The organism is Aquirufa nivalisilvae (assembly GCF_004307455.1).
Taxonomy (GTDB): Bacteria; Bacteroidota; Bacteroidia; order Cytophagales; family Spirosomataceae; genus Aquirufa; species Aquirufa nivalisilvae.
This window is the reverse complement of sequence record NZ_SEWX01000001.1, coordinates 761,466-779,234: the sequence shown is the minus strand read 5'-3', so window position 1 is coordinate 779,234 and position 17,769 is coordinate 761,466. Positions and strand designations below refer to the sequence as shown.

The 17,769-nt window shown below is 38.2% G+C and carries 13 protein-coding genes; 9 read left to right on the top strand and 4 right to left on the bottom strand.

What is annotated here, in order from left to right; all coding sequences use genetic code 11:
* Window positions 1-215: 215 nt before the first annotated feature.
* The 3 genes from EWU22_RS03340 (at window position 216) to EWU22_RS03330 (ending at window position 1,593) form a co-directional block, all read left to right on the top strand.
* Window positions 216-425, top strand: a complete 210-nt coding sequence (locus EWU22_RS03340) for a response regulator transcription factor (protein ID WP_130924403.1) — start codon at window positions 216-218, stop codon at window positions 423-425.
* A 193-nt stretch (window positions 426-618) separates the two neighbouring features.
* On the top strand, window positions 619-918 hold the full coding sequence (locus EWU22_RS03335) for a hypothetical protein (RefSeq protein WP_130924402.1): 300 nt from the start codon (window positions 619-621) through the stop codon (window positions 916-918).
* Window positions 919-957: 39 nt separating this feature from the next.
* Window positions 958-1,593 carry a hypothetical protein gene (locus EWU22_RS03330; protein WP_130924401.1) on the top strand — a complete coding sequence of 212 codons (636 nt, stop codon included), beginning with the start codon at window positions 958-960 and terminating at the stop codon, window positions 1,591-1,593.
* Between the two features lie 67 nt (window positions 1,594-1,660).
* Here the strand turns inward: EWU22_RS03330 and pruA are convergent, their stop codons facing one another.
* A complete protein-coding gene (gene pruA, locus EWU22_RS03325) occupies window positions 1,661-3,286 on the bottom strand; it encodes an L-glutamate gamma-semialdehyde dehydrogenase (protein ID WP_130924400.1) in 1,626 nt (541 codons plus the stop codon).
* Window positions 3,287-3,337: 51 nt separating this feature from the next.
* On the bottom strand, window positions 3,338-4,057 hold the full coding sequence (locus tag EWU22_RS03320) for a ComEA family DNA-binding protein (protein ID WP_130924399.1): 720 nt from the start codon (window positions 4,055-4,057) through the stop codon (window positions 3,338-3,340).
* Between the two features lie 286 nt (window positions 4,058-4,343).
* Here EWU22_RS03320 and rpoB point away from each other — a divergent pair, with 286 nt between their 5' ends.
* From rpoB to EWU22_RS03290, 6 genes are all read left to right on the top strand, one after another.
* On the top strand, window positions 4,344-8,219 hold the full coding sequence (gene rpoB / locus EWU22_RS03315; RefSeq protein WP_109324898.1) for a DNA-directed RNA polymerase subunit beta: 3,876 nt from the start codon (window positions 4,344-4,346) through the stop codon (window positions 8,217-8,219).
* 61 nt (window positions 8,220-8,280) lie between these two features.
* Window positions 8,281-12,609 carry a DNA-directed RNA polymerase subunit beta' gene (gene rpoC, locus EWU22_RS03310; RefSeq protein ID WP_109321946.1) on the top strand — a complete coding sequence of 1,443 codons (4,329 nt, stop codon included), beginning with the start codon at window positions 8,281-8,283 and terminating at the stop codon, window positions 12,607-12,609.
* A 173-nt stretch (window positions 12,610-12,782) separates the two neighbouring features.
* Window positions 12,783-12,899, top strand: coding sequence for a LuxR C-terminal-related transcriptional regulator (locus tag EWU22_RS13600; protein WP_130924439.1), 117 nt, complete (start codon window positions 12,783-12,785; stop codon window positions 12,897-12,899).
* Between the two features lie 357 nt (window positions 12,900-13,256).
* On the top strand, window positions 13,257-13,445 hold the full coding sequence (locus EWU22_RS13210) for a bacteriocin (protein ID WP_130924398.1): 189 nt from the start codon (window positions 13,257-13,259) through the stop codon (window positions 13,443-13,445).
* 11 nt (window positions 13,446-13,456) lie between these two features.
* A complete protein-coding gene (locus tag EWU22_RS03295) occupies window positions 13,457-13,639 on the top strand; it encodes a class IIb bacteriocin, lactobin A/cerein 7B family (RefSeq protein WP_130924397.1) in 183 nt (60 codons plus the stop codon).
* A 377-nt stretch (window positions 13,640-14,016) separates the two neighbouring features.
* The gene (locus EWU22_RS03290) at window positions 14,017-14,208 is read left to right on the top strand and encodes a response regulator transcription factor (protein WP_130924396.1); all 192 of its coding nucleotides are present in this window, start codon (window positions 14,017-14,019) and stop codon (window positions 14,206-14,208) included.
* Between the two features lie 18 nt (window positions 14,209-14,226).
* On the opposite strand, the gene EWU22_RS03285 is transcribed toward EWU22_RS03290, so the two are convergent.
* Both EWU22_RS03285 and EWU22_RS03280 read right to left on the bottom strand, forming a co-directional pair.
* Window positions 14,227-16,383 (bottom strand): peptidase domain-containing ABC transporter, encoded by a 2,157-nt coding sequence (locus tag EWU22_RS03285; RefSeq protein ID WP_130924395.1) that lies wholly within the window; start codon window positions 16,381-16,383, stop codon window positions 14,227-14,229.
* Window positions 16,383-17,525, bottom strand: coding sequence for an HlyD family secretion protein (locus EWU22_RS03280; RefSeq protein WP_130924394.1), 1,143 nt, complete (start codon window positions 17,523-17,525; stop codon window positions 16,383-16,385). Before EWU22_RS03280 ends, EWU22_RS03285 begins: the two co-directional genes overlap by 1 nt.
* Window positions 17,526-17,769 lie beyond the last annotated feature (244 nt).

Sequence of the window (17,769 nt, the reverse complement as noted above, 5' to 3'; positions counted from 1 at the left end):
CTTCGAACGACTGCCGTTGTAGTCGCTAAATCGGAGTGCAAAGATGTAGGTTTATTTTCCTTATTCCAAATCATTACACAAAAAAAATTGAGATTTATTACTAATTCGCTGAATATCAAAGAGAAAATTTTTGAAAAAATTTAGTCTGCTTTCGTTATTTCATAATTTACAGTATTATTGCCCCCACAATAACCTAACCCTAATAATAACTTCACATGATTCCCCAAGTCCAAAATGGAGATTTTACGCTCCGTGAACTCGAGATTATTTTTCTAATCCAACAAGGAAACTCCTCCCAAGAGATTGCCGAAAAACTTCACATCTCTGAATTCACCATCAAAAAACATCGAGAAAACATCGCTCGAAAGATTGGAAGCCATGGAAAAAAAGAATTCAGAAGATTCATTCGAAATTTTAAGGCTTGATCCTATTTGTGAATAATCCCTCCTTCTAAAAACAGAAATATTTCAAAAAATAGGAGAAAAATAGGAGAACCATAGGACATCATTCCCTACAAAGGACTTTTAAAAAACCAAGAGCTTTACATCAAGTTGGCCAACCTTGGTGTATCCCGAAAAACCAGAAAAGAGTAGGGATGAGAATTAAAGTCTTAACATAATGAAACATGTAGTTATATACTTTACAAAAAAATATAAAAAACTATTCTATATATTAGTGGTATTGGGGCTGCCATTAATTGCACTAGGATTTGAAGCACCTAATCCTTGTGAACCTGATTGGAGATTTTTTGGTTGGAGTTCATCAAACTGTGGATTAGACGGAGGATCTCAGGGGGTAAGCCACTCTCATTTACCAGATAATTCTGGCTGTGTATATTATTATGAAGAAGTAAAATATTTCTTCGGTTTCAAAGTTGATTCAAGAATTAGAACTGAAGTTCAACGCTGCCCTGATTGAAGAATTGAATAAAAAAATGACAAATTGTTTTCGCATGTTATGAAAATCAAAATAATTTATTTTGTTATTGGCCTATCATTACTATTCGTAGAAAATTCTCCTGCACAAGAAAAAACCAATATCGACTCAACAAAATCAATTATCCTCGAAGAAGTCAAAATAACTTCGAAAAAAATAGCTGCAATCGAAACAGAAAAACCTTCGAGAAAAAAACATTATTCATTTTTGACGAAAGCTCCCACTCAAATTGGAATGATATTCAATGAGGAGCAGATAGTCAATAAAAGACTTAACTCCATTTTTATCTATTTTGAAAAAAAATACACTCAAATTTATACTTTCCAGATTTTACTATATTCTGTAGGAATTGATACTCTTCCATCTAAACAATTAAACAAACGTGAACTTGCATTTTCTGCCAATCATGAAGGATGGAATAAGTTCCCTATTCAGATTGATGATTTAATTATACCCAAGGAAGGTATAGCTGTCGTTGTGAATTTTTTCGATAAATCAAATATGGCTACTGGAGAAACCGATAGAATAGCTATGGGTAAATATTCGTCTAAAAAGCACTTTTTTCTCCGACCAACCAGTCAGAACAATTGGATGATTTTTAATTCTTTTCAGGAAGGACGCATTGGCCCCATGATTCGATTATTAGTAGAAGAATAAACAAAAAATCGAAGCCTAAGAGATTTACATCCTTGACTTCGATTTATCATTATCTACTCAAAACCCTCTAGCCCAAAAACGGATACTTAAAATCCGTCGGAGAAGAGAATACTTCCTTGACTGTACGTGGTGAAACCCAACGAAGCAAATTCAAATAGGATCCGGCTTTATCATTCGTTCCCGAAGCACGCGCACCACCAAAAGGCTGCTGACCCACTACCGCTCCTGTACATTTATCATTTAAATATAAATTCCCTGCTGCATTTTCTAAAGCTTTAGCCGCTTCCGACAAAGCATAGGCATCTTGAGAGAAAATAGCTCCCGTTAACGCATACGCCGAAGTTTGATCCACCAAACGTAAAGTTGTAGCCCAATCTTGATCTGGATAAACATACACAGTCAATACCGGCCCAAAAATCTCCTCCTCCATGGTGCGGTAATGCGGATTGGTCGTTAATAATACGGTTGGCTCCACAAAATATCCCTTACTCGCATCAAAGCCTCCTCCAGCAATTACTTCTACTTCCTTCGAATTTTCAGCTTCCTGTATATAGGATGTAATCTTATCAAACGCTTTTTGATCGATAACTGCATTCACAAAATTCCCAAAATCTTCGGTCCCTCCTACTTTTATTTTAGCCAAATCAGCTTGCAGTTGACTTTTTACGGCAGGCCATAAACTGGCTGGCACATAGGCTCTTGAAGCTGCCGAACATTTTTGCCCTTGGTATTCAAAGGCCCCGCGGATTAATCCTGTCACCAATGCTTTCACATCTGCTGAAGCATGTGCTACTACAAAATCCTTCCCTCCTGTTTCTCCCACGATACGTGGATACGATTTATAGTTGGCAATATTATTTCCAATATTCTGCCAAATGGTTTGAAATACTTTAGTAGATCCCGTGAAGTGAATCCCAGCAAAATCACGATGTTTAAATACGACATCTCCTGCTTCAGGACCGTCGGCAAAAACCAAATTAATCACGCCAGCTGGTAAACCTGCTTCTTCCAATATTTGTATCAATAAAGCTGCGGAGTAAATCTGCTGAGGGGCCGGTTTCCAAACTACTGTATTTCCCATCATGGCTGGTGCTGCTGGTAAATTCCCAGCTATGGCCGTAAAATTAAAAGGCGTTAAGGCATACACAAATCCTTCCAATGGTCTATATTCCAAACGATTCCAAACTCCTGGAGAGGAAATTGGTTGATCCGCATATATTTGAGCCGCATAATGGGCATTAAAACGCAAGAAATCTACCCATTCACAAGCTGAATCAATCTCCGCTTGATAAGCATTCTTGGATTGACCTAACATGGTTCTGGCATTCAGTTCCATACGGTATTTATTGGCCGACAAATCCGCGGCTTTTAAAAAGATGGATACTCGTTCTTGCCATGTCAATGCTGCCCAAGCTGCCTTGGCTGATAAAGCAGATTCAATCGCCTCAGCTATTTCTTTTTTTCCTCCTTCATAATAATATCCTAAGATATGTTGATGATCGTGTGGAGCAGTCATGGCAACTTTCTTTGACCCTTGAACTGATTTACCGTGGATGCGCATGGAAACCTCCACTTGTTTATTACGTAATGTGTGAAGTGTATCTTGTAATAATTGGCGCTCTGAACTACCTACAGCATACGAGTAGATGGGTTCGTTGGTTGGTTGAGGTACCTTGAAAAATCCGGTTGACATATTCTTATATATAATGAAGTGTAAAATTTACACAAAAGTACGGCATATTTCTCAAGGTTCAAATGAAAGATAAGGACTTAGCTTTTGCCAAACCGCCTCATCAAGCTGTTGTACTTTTTTCAAATCTTCCCAATTTTGAAATGACCCATGCTGTTTACGATAATTCAATACCAAATTGGCTTGTCGATATGGCAAATAAGGATGTCTAAATTCTTTCCAATCGGCCCTATTAATATATAGGTAGCGAAATATCCCTTTCCCGACATGAAACTGAGCAATATGTTGATTAGCCCAAAGGGTATCCAAGCCATATACTTCTTTCAATTGAGCTACCCGGTGAAATCCTCCCAATCTCTCCCGATAGGCTAATATCCTTTTGGCAAAGGCAGGCCCAATACCTGGTAAGGCTATCCATGCCAAAGAATCAGCTTGGTTGATATCAATTTGCCAAACTTGCTTTTTCTCCCTTTTCCATGTGTTTGAATATAAAGAGGATTTATAAGGTTGATGATCGCCTTTATATGCTGAAGGGAGATTCCTTTTAGGGTAAGCATAAACTCTTTGATTCGACTTTTCCATCTCAATCAATGTCTTGGTCCAATAGGTAGGTTGAAAGGAAACCATGACTTGCTGCCTACTTTGATATTCCATCCAGCGGGAAAAGATATCAACTAGAAGCAAAAAAATAAATAGACACAGCATGCCCAATATTTCGGAGCGGGTCATACCCAAGATAAATCGGAGGTAATAATGCACTTTGTTTTTCCACATGTTCAGAACATCATAATGGCAAGAATAGTATTTTTTTGTGGTGCCTTCTAGCTAAGCTATTGTTTATTAGAAAATTATCAGTAATTTTGCAGGCTATTTTAGGATTAAAGCCCTCTGGGCAAATCCGAAGAGTGGTTCCGAAACAACTTTTCTTTTCGTAGGGAAATGGCCAAGGGACACCACATCTTTTCATCTACGAGGCGTTCAGCTTGATTAATCTCTTCCAAAAGGAGGAGAATTTGTGCCCATAGGGCCATTATTCACATTAATTAAAACGTATAAAGCCTTGAGTAACATCACTGCCACCGGAAGACACAGCTTTGCGAAAACGCAGAGTGTGATCAATTATCCAGATTTTCTGGATATCCAAATCCAATCCTTCCAAGATTTCTTCCAGCTAGAAACTGCAGCTGAAAATCGCACGGACGAGGGTTTATTTAAAGTATTTGCTGAAAATTTTCCTATCGCGGATTCGCGTGAAAATTTCGTTCTTTCATTCGTTGATTACTCTGTAGATCCTCCGAAATATTCGGTTGATGAGTGTATTGATCGTGGATTAACGTATTCAGTGCCTTTAAAAGCCAAGTTGCGATTGATCTGTAATGATACAGACAACGAAGATTTCCAAACCATCGAACAAGAGGTTTTCTTGGGAAATATTCCTTACATGACAGAACGTGGATCCTTTGTGATTAACGGAGCTGAGCGTGTTATTGTATCGCAATTACACCGTTCACCAGGTGTATTCTTCGCTCAGTCGAAGCATACAAATGGAACGAAATTGTATTCGGCTCGTATTATTCCATTCAAGGGTTCTTGGATTGAATTTGCTACGGACGTAAACAATGTCATGTACGCATACATTGATCGTAAGAAAAAGTTTCCTGTAACGGTATTGCTTCGTGCTATTGGTTACGGAAATGATAAAGACATCTTAGATTTATTTGGCTTAGCTGAAGAAATTAAAGTTGATAAAAAAATCATTAAAGGAATTGTTGGTCGTCGTTTGGCTGCGAGGGTTTTGAAAACTTGGCAGGAAGACTTCGTAGATGAGGATACTGGTGAGGTAGTTTCTATTGACCGTAACGAAATCTTAATCGAGCGTGATACGGTTATTACAGAGAATGAAGTAGAAACGATTTTAGAATCAGGTTCTTCTACCGTTATTCTTCACAAAGATGATGTGAACGTTTCTGATTACAACATCATTTACAATACTTTACAAAAAGATACTTCAAACTCGGAAAAAGAGGCTGTTGAAGTTATTTATAAGCAATTACGTAACACGGATGCACCGGATGAGCAAACTGCTCGTGACATCATCCAAAACTTATTCTTCTCTGACAAGCGTTATGATTTAGGAGAAGTTGGTCGTTACCGTATCAATAAAAAGTTAGGCCATGACATCCCAATGGATGTGAAGGTATTGACGAAGGAAGATATCATTTCTATTGTGAAGTATTTGATCGGTTTGATCAACTCTCGTGCGGTAGTCGATGATATTGACCACTTATCCAACCGTCGTGTTCGTACCGTGGGTGAGCAATTATACGCTCAGTTCGGTGTAGGTCTTGCTCGTATGGCTCGTACCATCAAGGAGCGTATGAACGTACGTGATAACGAAGATTTCAAGCCAGTTGATTTGATCAACGCTCGTACTTTATCTTCGGTGATTAATTCATTCTTTGGAACGAATCAGCTATCTCAGTTTATGGATCAAACGAATCCATTGGCGGAGATTACGCACAAAAGACGTATGTCTGCCCTAGGACCAGGTGGTCTTTCTCGTGAAAGAGCTGGTTTTGAGGTTCGTGACGTTCACTATACGCACTACGGTCGTTTGTGTACAATTGAAACTCCAGAAGGTCCAAACATTGGTTTGATTTCCTCACTTTGTGTGCATGCCAAAGTGAATTCCATGGGCTTTATTGAAACTCCATACCGTATTATTGACGGTGGCAAAGTAGATGTAAGTAGCCATGTTCAATATTTAACTGCAGAGGAAGAAGATGGCAAGAACATTGTTCAAGCTAATGCTCCTATTGATATTAAGTCAGGTAAATTCTTATCTGATCGCGTTAAGGCTCGTTTTGAAGGTGACTTCCCATTGGTTAATCCATCCGAAGCACAATTCATGGACGTAGCTCCTAACCAGATTGTTTCGGTGGCTGCATCTATGATTCCTTTCTTGGAGCATGATGATGCTAACCGTGCCTTGATGGGATCCAACATGCAACGTCAAGCGGTACCTTTATTAAGACCAGAAGCGCCAATTGTTGGTACTGGTTTAGAGCACCGTGTGGCGATTGACTCTAGAACTCTAGTAGTAGCTGAAGGAGATGGAGTGATTGAGTATGTTGATGCATTGAAAATTGTGGTTAACTATGATCAAACGGAAGACGAAAAAGTCATCAGCTTTGATGGTTCTTCTAAAACCTACAAATTGATCAAGTTCCGTAGAACTAACCAAGATACCACTATCAACTTGAAGCCAATTGTTTTCAAAGGAGAGCGCGTTACGAAAGGGCAAGCACTTTGCGAAGGATATGCGACACAAGGTGGCGAATTAGCTTTAGGACGTAACATGAAAGTGGCCTTCATGCCATGGCAAGGTTACAACTTTGAGGATGCGATTGTAATCTCAGAAAAAGTTGTTCGCGATGATATCTTTACTTCAATCCACATTGAAGAGTTTGAATTAGAAGTTCGTGATACCAAACGTGGAGAAGAGGAATTAACTTCTGAAATCCCGAACGTATCGGAAGAGACGGTTCGCAACTTGGATGAAAACGGAGTAGTTCGTGTAGGATCTGACGTTAAAGAAGGAGATATTTTAATTGGTAAGATTACTCCAAAAGGTGAATCTGATCCAACTCCAGAAGAAAAATTATTACGTGCCATCTTTGGTGACAAAGCAGGTGACGTGAAAGATGCTTCTAAGAAAGCACCTCCATCACTTAAAGGTGTGGTTATCGACACGAAATTGTTCTCTCGTCCTAAAAAGGATAAAGAAGAGCGTGAGAAGTCGAAAGCTGAATTGAAAAAAGTGATGAAGCAATATGGTAAAGATTTGTTAGACATTCGTCGTATCATGATCGACAAGACAGTAGCCTTGTTGAACGGTAAGACATCTAACGGAATCAAGCATAAATTCGGAACGGTGATTGTAGAGAAGGGTGTAAAATTCAGTGCGAAAAACATTGAAGAATTATTATTCCCAGACAAAAACTTGTACCGCGATGAGAGTACTTATGCTGTACCAGAAGAAGCCAATTTACTTTCTGATTTGATCGTAGAAGAAACTACGGCTGATGCAGAATTAAATGCTCGTTTCTTACAGTTAATCAAAAACTACAACATTCGTCGTAATGAAATCGCTGGTCGATTCAAGCGTGAGCGTTTCGTGTTAGAGGTGGGTGATGAATTACCTGCAGGTATCGTGAAATTGGCGAAGGTTTATGTAGCTAAGAAACGTAAGTTGAAAGTAGGAGATAAAATGGCGGGTCGTCACGGTAATAAGGGTGTTGTAGCTCGTATTGTACGTGAGGAAGACATGCCATTCTTGGAAGATGGAACGCCAGTAGATATCGTATTGAATCCACTAGGGGTACCTTCTCGTATGAACTTAGGTCAGATTTATGAAACTGTATTAGGTTGGGCTGGACAAAAATTGGGTAAGCGTTATGCGACACCAATCTTTGACGGTGGTACTGAGGCAGAAGTTGCTGCTGAGTTAACTCTAGCTGGTTTACCAGATTGGGGCCGTACGTATTTATACAATGGTTTGACGGGTGATAAATTTGATCAACCAGTAACAGTAGGTATTATTTACATGCTGAAATTGGGCCACTTAGTGGATGATAAGATGCACGCTCGTTCGATTGGACCATACTCATTGATTACGCAACAACCATTGGGAGGTAAAGCTCAATTTGGAGGTCAGCGTTTCGGTGAGATGGAGGTATGGGCGCTAGAGGCCTTCGGAGCAGCGAATATCTTGCAAGAGATTTTAACTGTTAAATCCGATGACGTTATCGGCCGTGCTAAAGCATACGAAGCCATCGTAAAAGGTGAGAATATGCCAAAACCAAATATTCCAGAATCATTCAACGTATTGATTCATGAATTACGTGGTTTAGCATTAGAAATCACCCTAGAGTAAACATACATAGGGCTGGCAACGGCCCTTAACTAACATCATTTTCCAAAAAAATTAAACGAAAATGTCATTTAAAAAGACTAGAAAGCTGAATAGCGACTTCCAAAAGGTGACCATTTCATTGGCCTCTCCTGAGTCGATCTTAGAAGGTTCAAATGGTGAAGTAACCCAACCGGAAACCATCAACTATAGAACATACAAGCCTGAAATGGGTGGATTGTTCTGTGAGAGAATCTTTGGACCTACCAAAGATTGGGAATGTCACTGTGGAAAATATAAGCGTATTCGTTACAAAGGCATCATTTGCGACCGCTGTGGTGTTGAAGTAACTGAGAAAAAAGTACGTCGTGAGCGTATGGGACACATCGAATTGGTGGTTCCAGTTGCGCATATTTGGTACTTCCGTAGCTTACCCAACAAGATTGGTTACATGCTTGGATTATCAACTAAGAAATTAGATCAAGTGATCTACTATGAAAGATATGTAGTGGTTCAAGCCGGTATGTATGCTGAAGAAGGAAAGATAGGTTCTCAATACCTTGATTTCTTGACTGAAGATGAGTACTTGGATATCTTGGATAAGTTACCACGTGAGAACCAACATTTGCCGGATGAAGATCCACAGAAATTCATCGCTAAGATGGGTGCTGACGCATTGAACATGTTGTTGTCACGAATCAACTTACACGAATTATCGGCTGACTTACGTCACTCGGCAGATACTGAATCTTCACAACAACGTAAAGCAGAAGCTTTAAAGCGTTTGAAGGTAGTAGAAGCATTCCGTGAGTCGATTGGCCGTATTGATAACCGTCCAGAGTGGATGATCATCAAAATGGTACCAGTGATTCCACCAGAATTACGTCCATTAGTTCCATTAGATGGAGGTCGTTTTGCGACTTCTGACTTGAACGATTTATACCGTCGCGTAATCATCCGTAACAACCGTTTGAAGCGTTTGATCGAAATCAAAGCTCCAGAGGTAATTTTACGTAATGAAAAGCGTATGTTACAAGAGGCTGTTGACTCCTTGTTCGACAACTCTCGTAAGGTAAACGCCGTTCGTTCTGAAGGTAACCGCGCTTTGAAATCTCTTTCTGATATGTTGAAAGGAAAGCAAGGTCGTTTCCGTCAAAACTTATTAGGAAAGCGTGTTGACTACTCAGGTCGTTCGGTAATTGTGGTTGGACCAGAATTGAAAATGCATGAGTGCGGTCTTCCAAAAGACATGGCTGCTGAGCTTTTCAAACCGTTTGTTATCCGTAAGTTGATCGAGCGTGGTATCGTTAAAACGGTTAAATCTGCCAAGAAAATTGTGGATCGTAAAGATCCTGTTGTTTGGGATATTTTGGAAAATGTCATGAAAGGGCACCCGGTATTATTAAACCGTGCTCCTACGTTGCACCGTTTGGGTATTCAAGCGTTCCAGCCTAAACTAATTGAAGGAAAAGCGATTCAATTACACCCATTGACTTGTACGGCATTCAACGCCGACTTTGACGGTGACCAGATGGCGGTTCACGTTCCACTAGGACATGAAGCGATTTTGGAAGCCTCTTTGTTGATGTTGGCCTCACATAACATCCTTAACCCTGCCAATGGAGCTCCGATCACGGTACCTTCACAAGACATGGTTCTTGGATTATATTATGTAACCAAAGGAAGAAAATCAACTGAAACACATAAAGTAGATGGCGAAGGCCGTCGTTTCTATGGTTTTGAAGAAGTGGTGATTGCATTGAACGAAAAGAAATTATCGAAACATGCGAACATCGTGGTAAAAGCGAATGTACGTAAGGAAGATGGTTCTTTAGTGAGCGAAATGGTGGAAACTGTTGCAGGTCGCGTATTGTTCAATCTTTGCGTACCAGAGCAAGTTGGTTACATCAATGAATTATTGACTAAAAAGAAATTGCAGCAGATCATTTCTCAAGTTCACAAAATTTGTGGAATGGCTCGTACAGCTCAATTCTTGGATGATATCAAAGATTTAGGATTCCAGCAAGCCTTCCACGGCGGATTGTCGATGGGTATTGGTGATGTTCAAATTCCAGAGGAAAAAGCACATTTAGTGAAGAAAGCTCAGGAAGATGTACAGGCAGTTTGGGATAACTATTTAATGGGTTTAATCACAGATAACGAGCGTTATAATGCAGTTATTGACATCTGGACAAAAGTGAACTCGAAAATTACCGAGACATTGATGAAGCAGATGGAAGAGGATAACCAAGGATTCAATGCGATCTACATGATGATGCACTCTGGAGCCCGTGGTTCTCGTGAGCAAATCCGTCAGTTGGGTGGTATGCGTGGTTTGATGGCTAAGCCGCAGAAGAACTTACAAGGTTCGGTTGGTGAGATCATCGAAAACCCTATCCTATCTAACTTTAAAGAAGGTCTAGACGTATTAGAGTACTTTATCTCAACACACGGTGCTCGTAAAGGTTTGGCAGATACTGCATTGAAAACAGCCGATGCGGGTTATTTGACTCGTCGTTTACATGACGTTGCTCAAGATGTAATCGTGAATGAAGAAGATTGCGGTACTTTACGTGGTATTCAGGTATTCCCATTGAAAGATAATGAGGAGATCATTGAGCCATTATCTGAGCGTATCTTAGGTCGTGTATCCGTACATGATGTATATGATCCAATTAGCAATGAGTTAATTGTAGCTTCTGGCGATGAAATCACAGAGATTGCAGCAAACAAAATTGATGAGACTGCCATTGAATCTGTTGAGATTCGTTCGGTATTAACTTGTGAAACTAGAAATGGTGTTTGTGCGAAATGTTACGGACGTAACTTATCTACAGGCCACATGGTGGGTCAAGGAGAAGCTGTAGGTGTAATTGCATCACAGTCGATCGGTGAGCCAGGTACACAGTTAACGTTACGTACATTCCACGTCGGTGGTACGGCACAAAACGTATCATTAGATGCAAGTGTAAAAGCGAAGTTTGATGGTGTGATTAATTTTGAAGAGGTTCGTACAGTAAGTTCAACTGATTCAGAAGGAAATCCAGTAGAGATCGTAATGGGTCGTTCGGGTGAAGTTCAGATCATCAATCCTGCTAACAAGCAATTGTTGATTTCTAGCAACATTCCGTACGGTTCAGTTATTCGTGTGAAAGATGGTCAAACCATCAAGAAAGGCGAAGAGATTTGTGCTTGGGATCCATACAATGCGGTTATTTTATCTGAAGCAGAAGGTAAGGTTGCGTTTGAATCTATTGAGGAAAACAATACCTACAAAGAGGAAGCGGATGAGCAAACAGGTTTACGTGAGAAGGTGATTATCGAATCTAAGGATAAGACTAAGAACCCATCCGTATTGGTTGTAGCTAAAGGAAAAGAGGATTTGGTATATAACGTACCAGTAGGTGCTCGTTTGGCGATTGATGAAGGAGACAAAATCAAAGCTGGACAGATCATTGCGAAGATTCCACGTGCGGCGGGTAAAACTCGTGACATTACGGGAGGTCTTCCACGTGTAACAGAGTTATTTGAAGCACGTAATCCATCTAACCCAGCGGTAGTTTCTGAGATTGACGGTGTTATTTCATATGGTATCATCAAGCGTGGTAACCGTGAGATTATCGTAACTCCAAAAGAAGGAACAGAGCGTAAGTACTTGGTGCCATTGACTAAGTTTATCTTGGTACAAAACAATGACTTCGTACGTGCTGGAACGCCATTATCTGATGGAGCAATTACGCCTTCGGATATCTTATCGATCAAAGGACCAACAGCGGTACAAGAATACTTAGTGAATGAAATCCAAGATGTATACCGCTTACAAGGGGTAAAAATCAACGATAAGCATATTGAGTGTATCGTTCGTCAGATGATGCAGAAAGTTGAAATCTTGGATCCAGGTGATACTCAATTCTTACAGGGTCAAAACGTAGATCGTTTTGCCTTCCGTGAGGAGAATGATCAGATTATGGACAAGAAAGTAATCACAGAATCAGGTGATTCAGATAAGTACAAGCCAGGTATGATTATCTCTGCTCGTGCTTTACGTGATGAGAACTCCTCATTGAAGCGTAGAGATATGAAAGTGATGAAAGTACGTGATGCGCATGCGGCAGTATCTTCTGCTAATTTGCAGGGTATTACTCAGGCATCATTGGGTACTGAGTCATTCATCTCAGCGGCATCCTTCCAGGAAACTACGAAGGTATTGTCTGAGGCATCGATTCGTGCAAAACAAGATACATTGGAAGGCTTGAAGGAGAACGTAATTGTTGGACACTTGATTCCTGCGGGAACGGGAGTTCGCAGATACAAGGACTTCATTGTTACTCCAGTAGACGAGTTAAAGCAATTAGAAGCAAAAGTGGCAGCTAGCGAAGCAGAAGTTGCGGCAAAGGTTTCGGTTGAAAACTAGTCGAAACTAGCTTGAATTAAGATCCCCTTCAGGAAACTGGAGGGGATTTTTTTGTTACTATAGATTTACTAAATTAGATAAAATAAACCACTAATAACATGTCCAAAATTCAATTAACCTTACGTGAATTTCGCGTGGTGCAATTAGCTCAACAAGGCTGAAGTAATAAGGAAATTGCCCAACAATTGAATATTCAAGAATCAACAGTTAAGTGCCATCGAAGAAATATCATAAAAAAATTGGGCTTAAAAGGGAAGTCAGAATTTATACGGTATTTACTCTACAAATAATGTAAAGTAGACCTACCGTTATTTCATCAACAAATTTTGCTTCATGGACATTTCATAGAAGTATTGTTTGTTGTTCATAAGAAATTGGAAGTTCCCTTGTTCAACAATTTGTCCATTTTTCATCACCAAAATCTGGTCCGCTGAAATAATAGTGGATGGTCGATGTGCAATAATTATTTTAAAAAGTAATTTCCTTTAAAAATTATGCCCAAGATCCCACTAAAATACTACCAAAATACTACTTAGGTGGTATTGCCCAACTTACACCCAACTAATAAATTTACTTGAAGATTGGCCAATCTAGGAGAATCCTGAAAAACCTTAAACGAGTAGGGGAAATTTAAAAATTTAAAAAAAATGAATTCTTTAGAATTAAACAAAATAAATTTAATTGAATTGGACACTAATGAAATGTTGGAATCAGATGGAGGGTTTATTCCAATAATTATCTTAGGTTATACTGTTTTAACTGCAACCCAAACTGCAGCCGTATTTTTAACAGGAGTAGGTATAGGAGCTGCAGTAGCGGCATCACATCACCAATAAAAATAAATAATATGACTAATTTAAATAACTTAAACCAATATGGTGTCTTAGAATTGGACAATGTTGAATTAGAAAAAACAGAAGGAGGTGCTGCTCCTTTAATATTAGTTGCTGGTGCCGTAGTGGGGGTTCTACTAGTTGGAGCTCTCGTTGGATATGCAGTTTACAAAGCCGTAGATTGGTTAACTCATTAAATAACTTATAAATGGACTATTTGAAATTATTTTTTGAAAAATATGCTATCTGGACATTTTTAGTAGGGGTTTGTATTGGCGCTCTTGTAGCTCATAATCAATTACATGCTTAAATATTTAAGTTCAGAATTTGCAGAGCTCATAATCTCCTTTGATTGGGAGTTCGCAGATACAAGGACTTCATTGTTACTCAGGTAGATTAGTTAAAGCAATTTTAGAAGCTAAAGTGGTAGCTAGCGAAGCAGAAGTTACGGCGAAGGTTTCGGTTGAAAACTAGTCTTCAACTAGCTTGAATTAAGATCCCCTTCAGGAAACTGGAGGGGATTTTTTTATTACTATAGATTTACTAAATTAGATAAAATTAAACCACTAATAACATGTCCAAAATTCAATTAACATTACGTGAATTTCGCGTGGTGCAATTAGCTCAACAAGGCTGCAGTAATAAAGAAATTGCCCAACAATTGAATATTCAAGAATCAACAGTTAAGTCCCATCGAAGGAATATCATGAAAAAATTGGGCTTAAAAGGGAAGTCAGAATTTATACGGTATTTACTCAACAAATAATGTAAAGTAGACCTACCGTTATTTCATCAACAAATTTTGCTTCATGGACATTTCATAGAAGTATTGTTTATTGTTCATAAGAAATTGGTATTCCCCTTGTTCAACAATTTGTCCATTTTTCATTACCAAAATTTGATCCGCTGAAACAATGGTAGATAGTCGATGTGCAATAGTAATAATGGTTTTACTTTGTGCTAAATACTTATTAAGTACATCTTGAATTAATCCTTCAGCTTGAGAATCCAAAGAAGAAGTTGCCTCGTCTAATAACAATATTTCAGGCTCTTTATATAAAGCCCGCGCAATGGCTATACGCTGTTTTTGCCCACCAGAAAGCATTGCTCCATTTTCCCCTAATTGTGTTTGATACCCATTGGGTAATTTTTCAACGAACTCAGAAATACCTAAATCTTGACAAAGTTGAACAACTCTTTTTATATCTGGGAAAGATTGCCCTAAGGCAATATTATCAATAATATTGCCAGAAAAAAGGCTAATTTGTTGAGGAACGACTCCAATCAACTTTCTTAAACTTTGATAATGAATTGAATCTAAGGAAAACCCACCAATAAAAATCTTACCGTCACTTATTGCATATAGATTTTGCAAAATTGCAAAAATAGTAGTTTTACCACTCCCACTTTCACCTACAATGGCTGTCATTTTATTCACTGGAAAAACAGCATCAAAGTCTTTAAAAATTTGAGCCCTACTCCCATAAGAAAAATTCACTTTTTCAAATCGAATATCCCCTATTTCTTCCCTAGTTAGATCAAATTTGTTTTCGGTAGATTCTCGATCTAAATCCATGATTTCAAAAAGTCGATCAGCTGCAATCAATGCATTTTGAATGGATTTATTAGCTCCAATTAAAGACGAAACAGGAGAAGTAAAATATCCAATGAGTGCATAAAAAGAAAACAATTCACCTGGAGTAATTTGCCTATCAAGTACAAAACCTGCACCTACCCACATTAAGACCACAGTAAAAATAGAAGCTAATAAAGATGTGGATGTTCCTGCAAATATTGAATTAAAGGCAGATTTCATTCCTGTAAACAATAATTTAATAAATTTATTCTCCGTTTTTACATTTGAATACTCTTCTATACCAAACTCTTTAATGGTTCTTACATGATTAATAGACTCTACCAATTGAGTTTCCAAATCAGCTGCATTTTCCATTATTTTTCTTTCTACTTTTTTATTGAAATAGTTCATCAATAAATATATTGATAAGTAGAAAGGAATAATTAACAACATTATCGTAGCCAACTTCCAATAATAGATAAACATTAACGTGAAAGAAAATATGACGATGAAAGTATTCACTACCATATCTATGGCTACATCATTGATGAAATTTCGAATTTTAATGGCATCACTAATCCTTGATGTAATTTCACCAATTCTCATGGTATCAAAGAAACGTTGAGGTAGATGCATTAAATGTTTATAATAGCCTAAGATTAATTTAGCATCCATTAATTGACCAGTTCGCATCATTAAGATACTCTTTCTACTTCCAATGTAGGCTTGAATTAAAACAATACAGATCATCCCCACACTCATGAGATTCAAGAGATTTGAATTTCCATCTACAAGAACATAATCTGTGATTTTCTGAATATAAATTGACATGGACAATCCCAGAACTGTATACAGCATTGCCCCCATAATGGCTTGAAACAAAATTCCTTTATGAGGTTGAACTAAATCCCAAAATCGTTTAAAAGAGGAAGTTGTGCTGTCAATATTTTTAAAGCCTTCACCTGGTGCCAATAAAATCAACACTCCTGACCAAATATCCTTAAAGGCTTCTATTGTGTATTTTTCCATTTTACCATAAGCAGGATCCATGACTTCAATGTACTTGGCAGTCACTTTATAAATCACAACAAAATGGTGTAATTGATTTTTCAGAACAACATGGGCAACAGCAGGAAGGGGGATTTTAGGTAGTGCATCCATTCCTCCCTTTACACCTTTAGCAGTAAAACCCATTTTTTCGGCCGCTTGAATCATTCCTAAGACATTCGTTCCGCGTAAATCCGTTTGTGCGAAAATTCGAATCTGAGCAATAGGAATTATAACTCTATAATGATTCCCAATGGATGCTAAACAAGCCGCACCACAATCTTTTATATCGTGTTGTTTTACCTTTATCTTAGACATTATATTCTTTTTTGACGGACAGGATTTAACCAATTATCCGCCTTATCGTAAAGGAGTTGGAATAAATTCCGACGCGTAATAATGAATCGACCTGTGAGTGTCATTCCTTTGTTAACATGAGCTATATACCCATTCTTCAATTTCAATTGAGTACTTGCTATCTGACACCTTACTTTAAAAAATACTTCCTTATCTTGGACACTTACATTTCGATCAATTTCTATTACTTTACCCTGTATAAAACCCCATTGGTGGTAATTAAACGCATCTGCATCAAAACGAACTTTTTGTCCCAAATGAACCAAGCCAATGTCATTGGGATAGATCAAGCATTCCACAACTAATGTGTTATTGGGGGAAATTTCCGCAATAGATACAGCCCCTCCTAAAAATGAATTTGCTTGAAATCCTTTATAATTAACAATAGTGCCACTTATAGGCGCAGTAATGATATATGATTTTTTTTCTAGTTGAAGTTTATTTAATGTCCCATCATAATTTCTCAAAGCATCGTGTAAATCCTTCTTTTGCTTTTCCAAAATGGCTAATTGCTGATGTTCAAAACTTGATAGTGCTTCTTTGGCAAATGTCAAATCAAATAGAAAGCGTTCGTATTCTGCGGATGCGATCACTCGGTCTTCAAATAATTTCTTATTTCTACGATGGTTAATCTCTGCTAAATCGACTTTAGCTTGAAGTTCTCTTTTCTGCTGAAGGTACTTTTCATATTCTTCATGAATGGGCTGTTGAATAATTACAGGATTGGCACTCTTTCTCATTTGCTCATAATCTTCAATAGATTGTAAGGTTTGTGTTCTAAAATTTTGATTTAACTCTTCTTGACTTTGTACTATCTCAGAATCAATTTTCAATAAAGTATCGCCCTTGTTGACTTGTTGATTATTCCGAAGATGGATGTAGGTAATCTTCCCATTGATTAGGGAAATTATGGGGACGTTTTCATCTGCAGAGCGGATAATACCTCTGCTTTGAGCACTAATATCCACCCAAATGAAGGGCAGAGAACCTAAAATGGCCCCTAAAACAAAAATAATAATTAAATAAAAAGAGACCCCTTTTTGCCTATTTTGGGCAATAAGATTTTCGACCGTATTTTCTAGGTCAGTGCTAATGGGATACATTATAAATTATAGATTGTTTAATTATACTTCAATGAACACAAAATTCAATTGAATTAGCTGCCAAAAGGATTAAACCCAGTTGAGACCAGTTCACTAATATGTAGTCAACAATGATTTTAATAGAACCATTATGATTAAGTATAGCGGAGGATAATAACCATCCAATAATAAAACCCAAAATTTGCTTCAGAACTCTTTTTAACTTCATTGATTTTAAGCTATTGATGTAGCTTTCATAGAACAA

Coding starts and splice junctions, on each gene's coding strand:
- EWU22_RS03340 (WP_130924403.1), top strand. CDS start 216: ATGATTCCCCAAGTCCAAAATGGAGATTTTACGCTCCGTGAACTCGAG.
- EWU22_RS03335 (WP_130924402.1), top strand. CDS start 619: ATGAAACATGTAGTTATATACTTTACAAAAAAATATAAAAAACTATTC.
- EWU22_RS03330 (WP_130924401.1), top strand. CDS start 958: ATGAAAATCAAAATAATTTATTTTGTTATTGGCCTATCATTACTATTC.
- pruA (WP_130924400.1), bottom strand. CDS start 3,286: ATGTCAACCGGATTTTTCAAGGTACCTCAACCAACCAACGAACCCATC.
- EWU22_RS03320 (WP_130924399.1), bottom strand. CDS start 4,057: ATGTGGAAAAACAAAGTGCATTATTACCTCCGATTTATCTTGGGTATG.
- rpoC (WP_109321946.1), top strand. CDS start 8,281: ATGTCATTTAAAAAGACTAGAAAGCTGAATAGCGACTTCCAAAAGGTG.
- EWU22_RS13210 (WP_130924398.1), top strand. CDS start 13,257: ATGAATTCTTTAGAATTAAACAAAATAAATTTAATTGAATTGGACACT.
- EWU22_RS03295 (WP_130924397.1), top strand. CDS start 13,457: ATGACTAATTTAAATAACTTAAACCAATATGGTGTCTTAGAATTGGAC.
- EWU22_RS03290 (WP_130924396.1), top strand. CDS start 14,017: ATGTCCAAAATTCAATTAACATTACGTGAATTTCGCGTGGTGCAATTA.
- EWU22_RS03285 (WP_130924395.1), bottom strand. CDS start 16,383: ATGTCTAAGATAAAGGTAAAACAACACGATATAAAAGATTGTGGTGCG.
- EWU22_RS03280 (WP_130924394.1), bottom strand. CDS start 17,525: ATGTATCCCATTAGCACTGACCTAGAAAATACGGTCGAAAATCTTATT.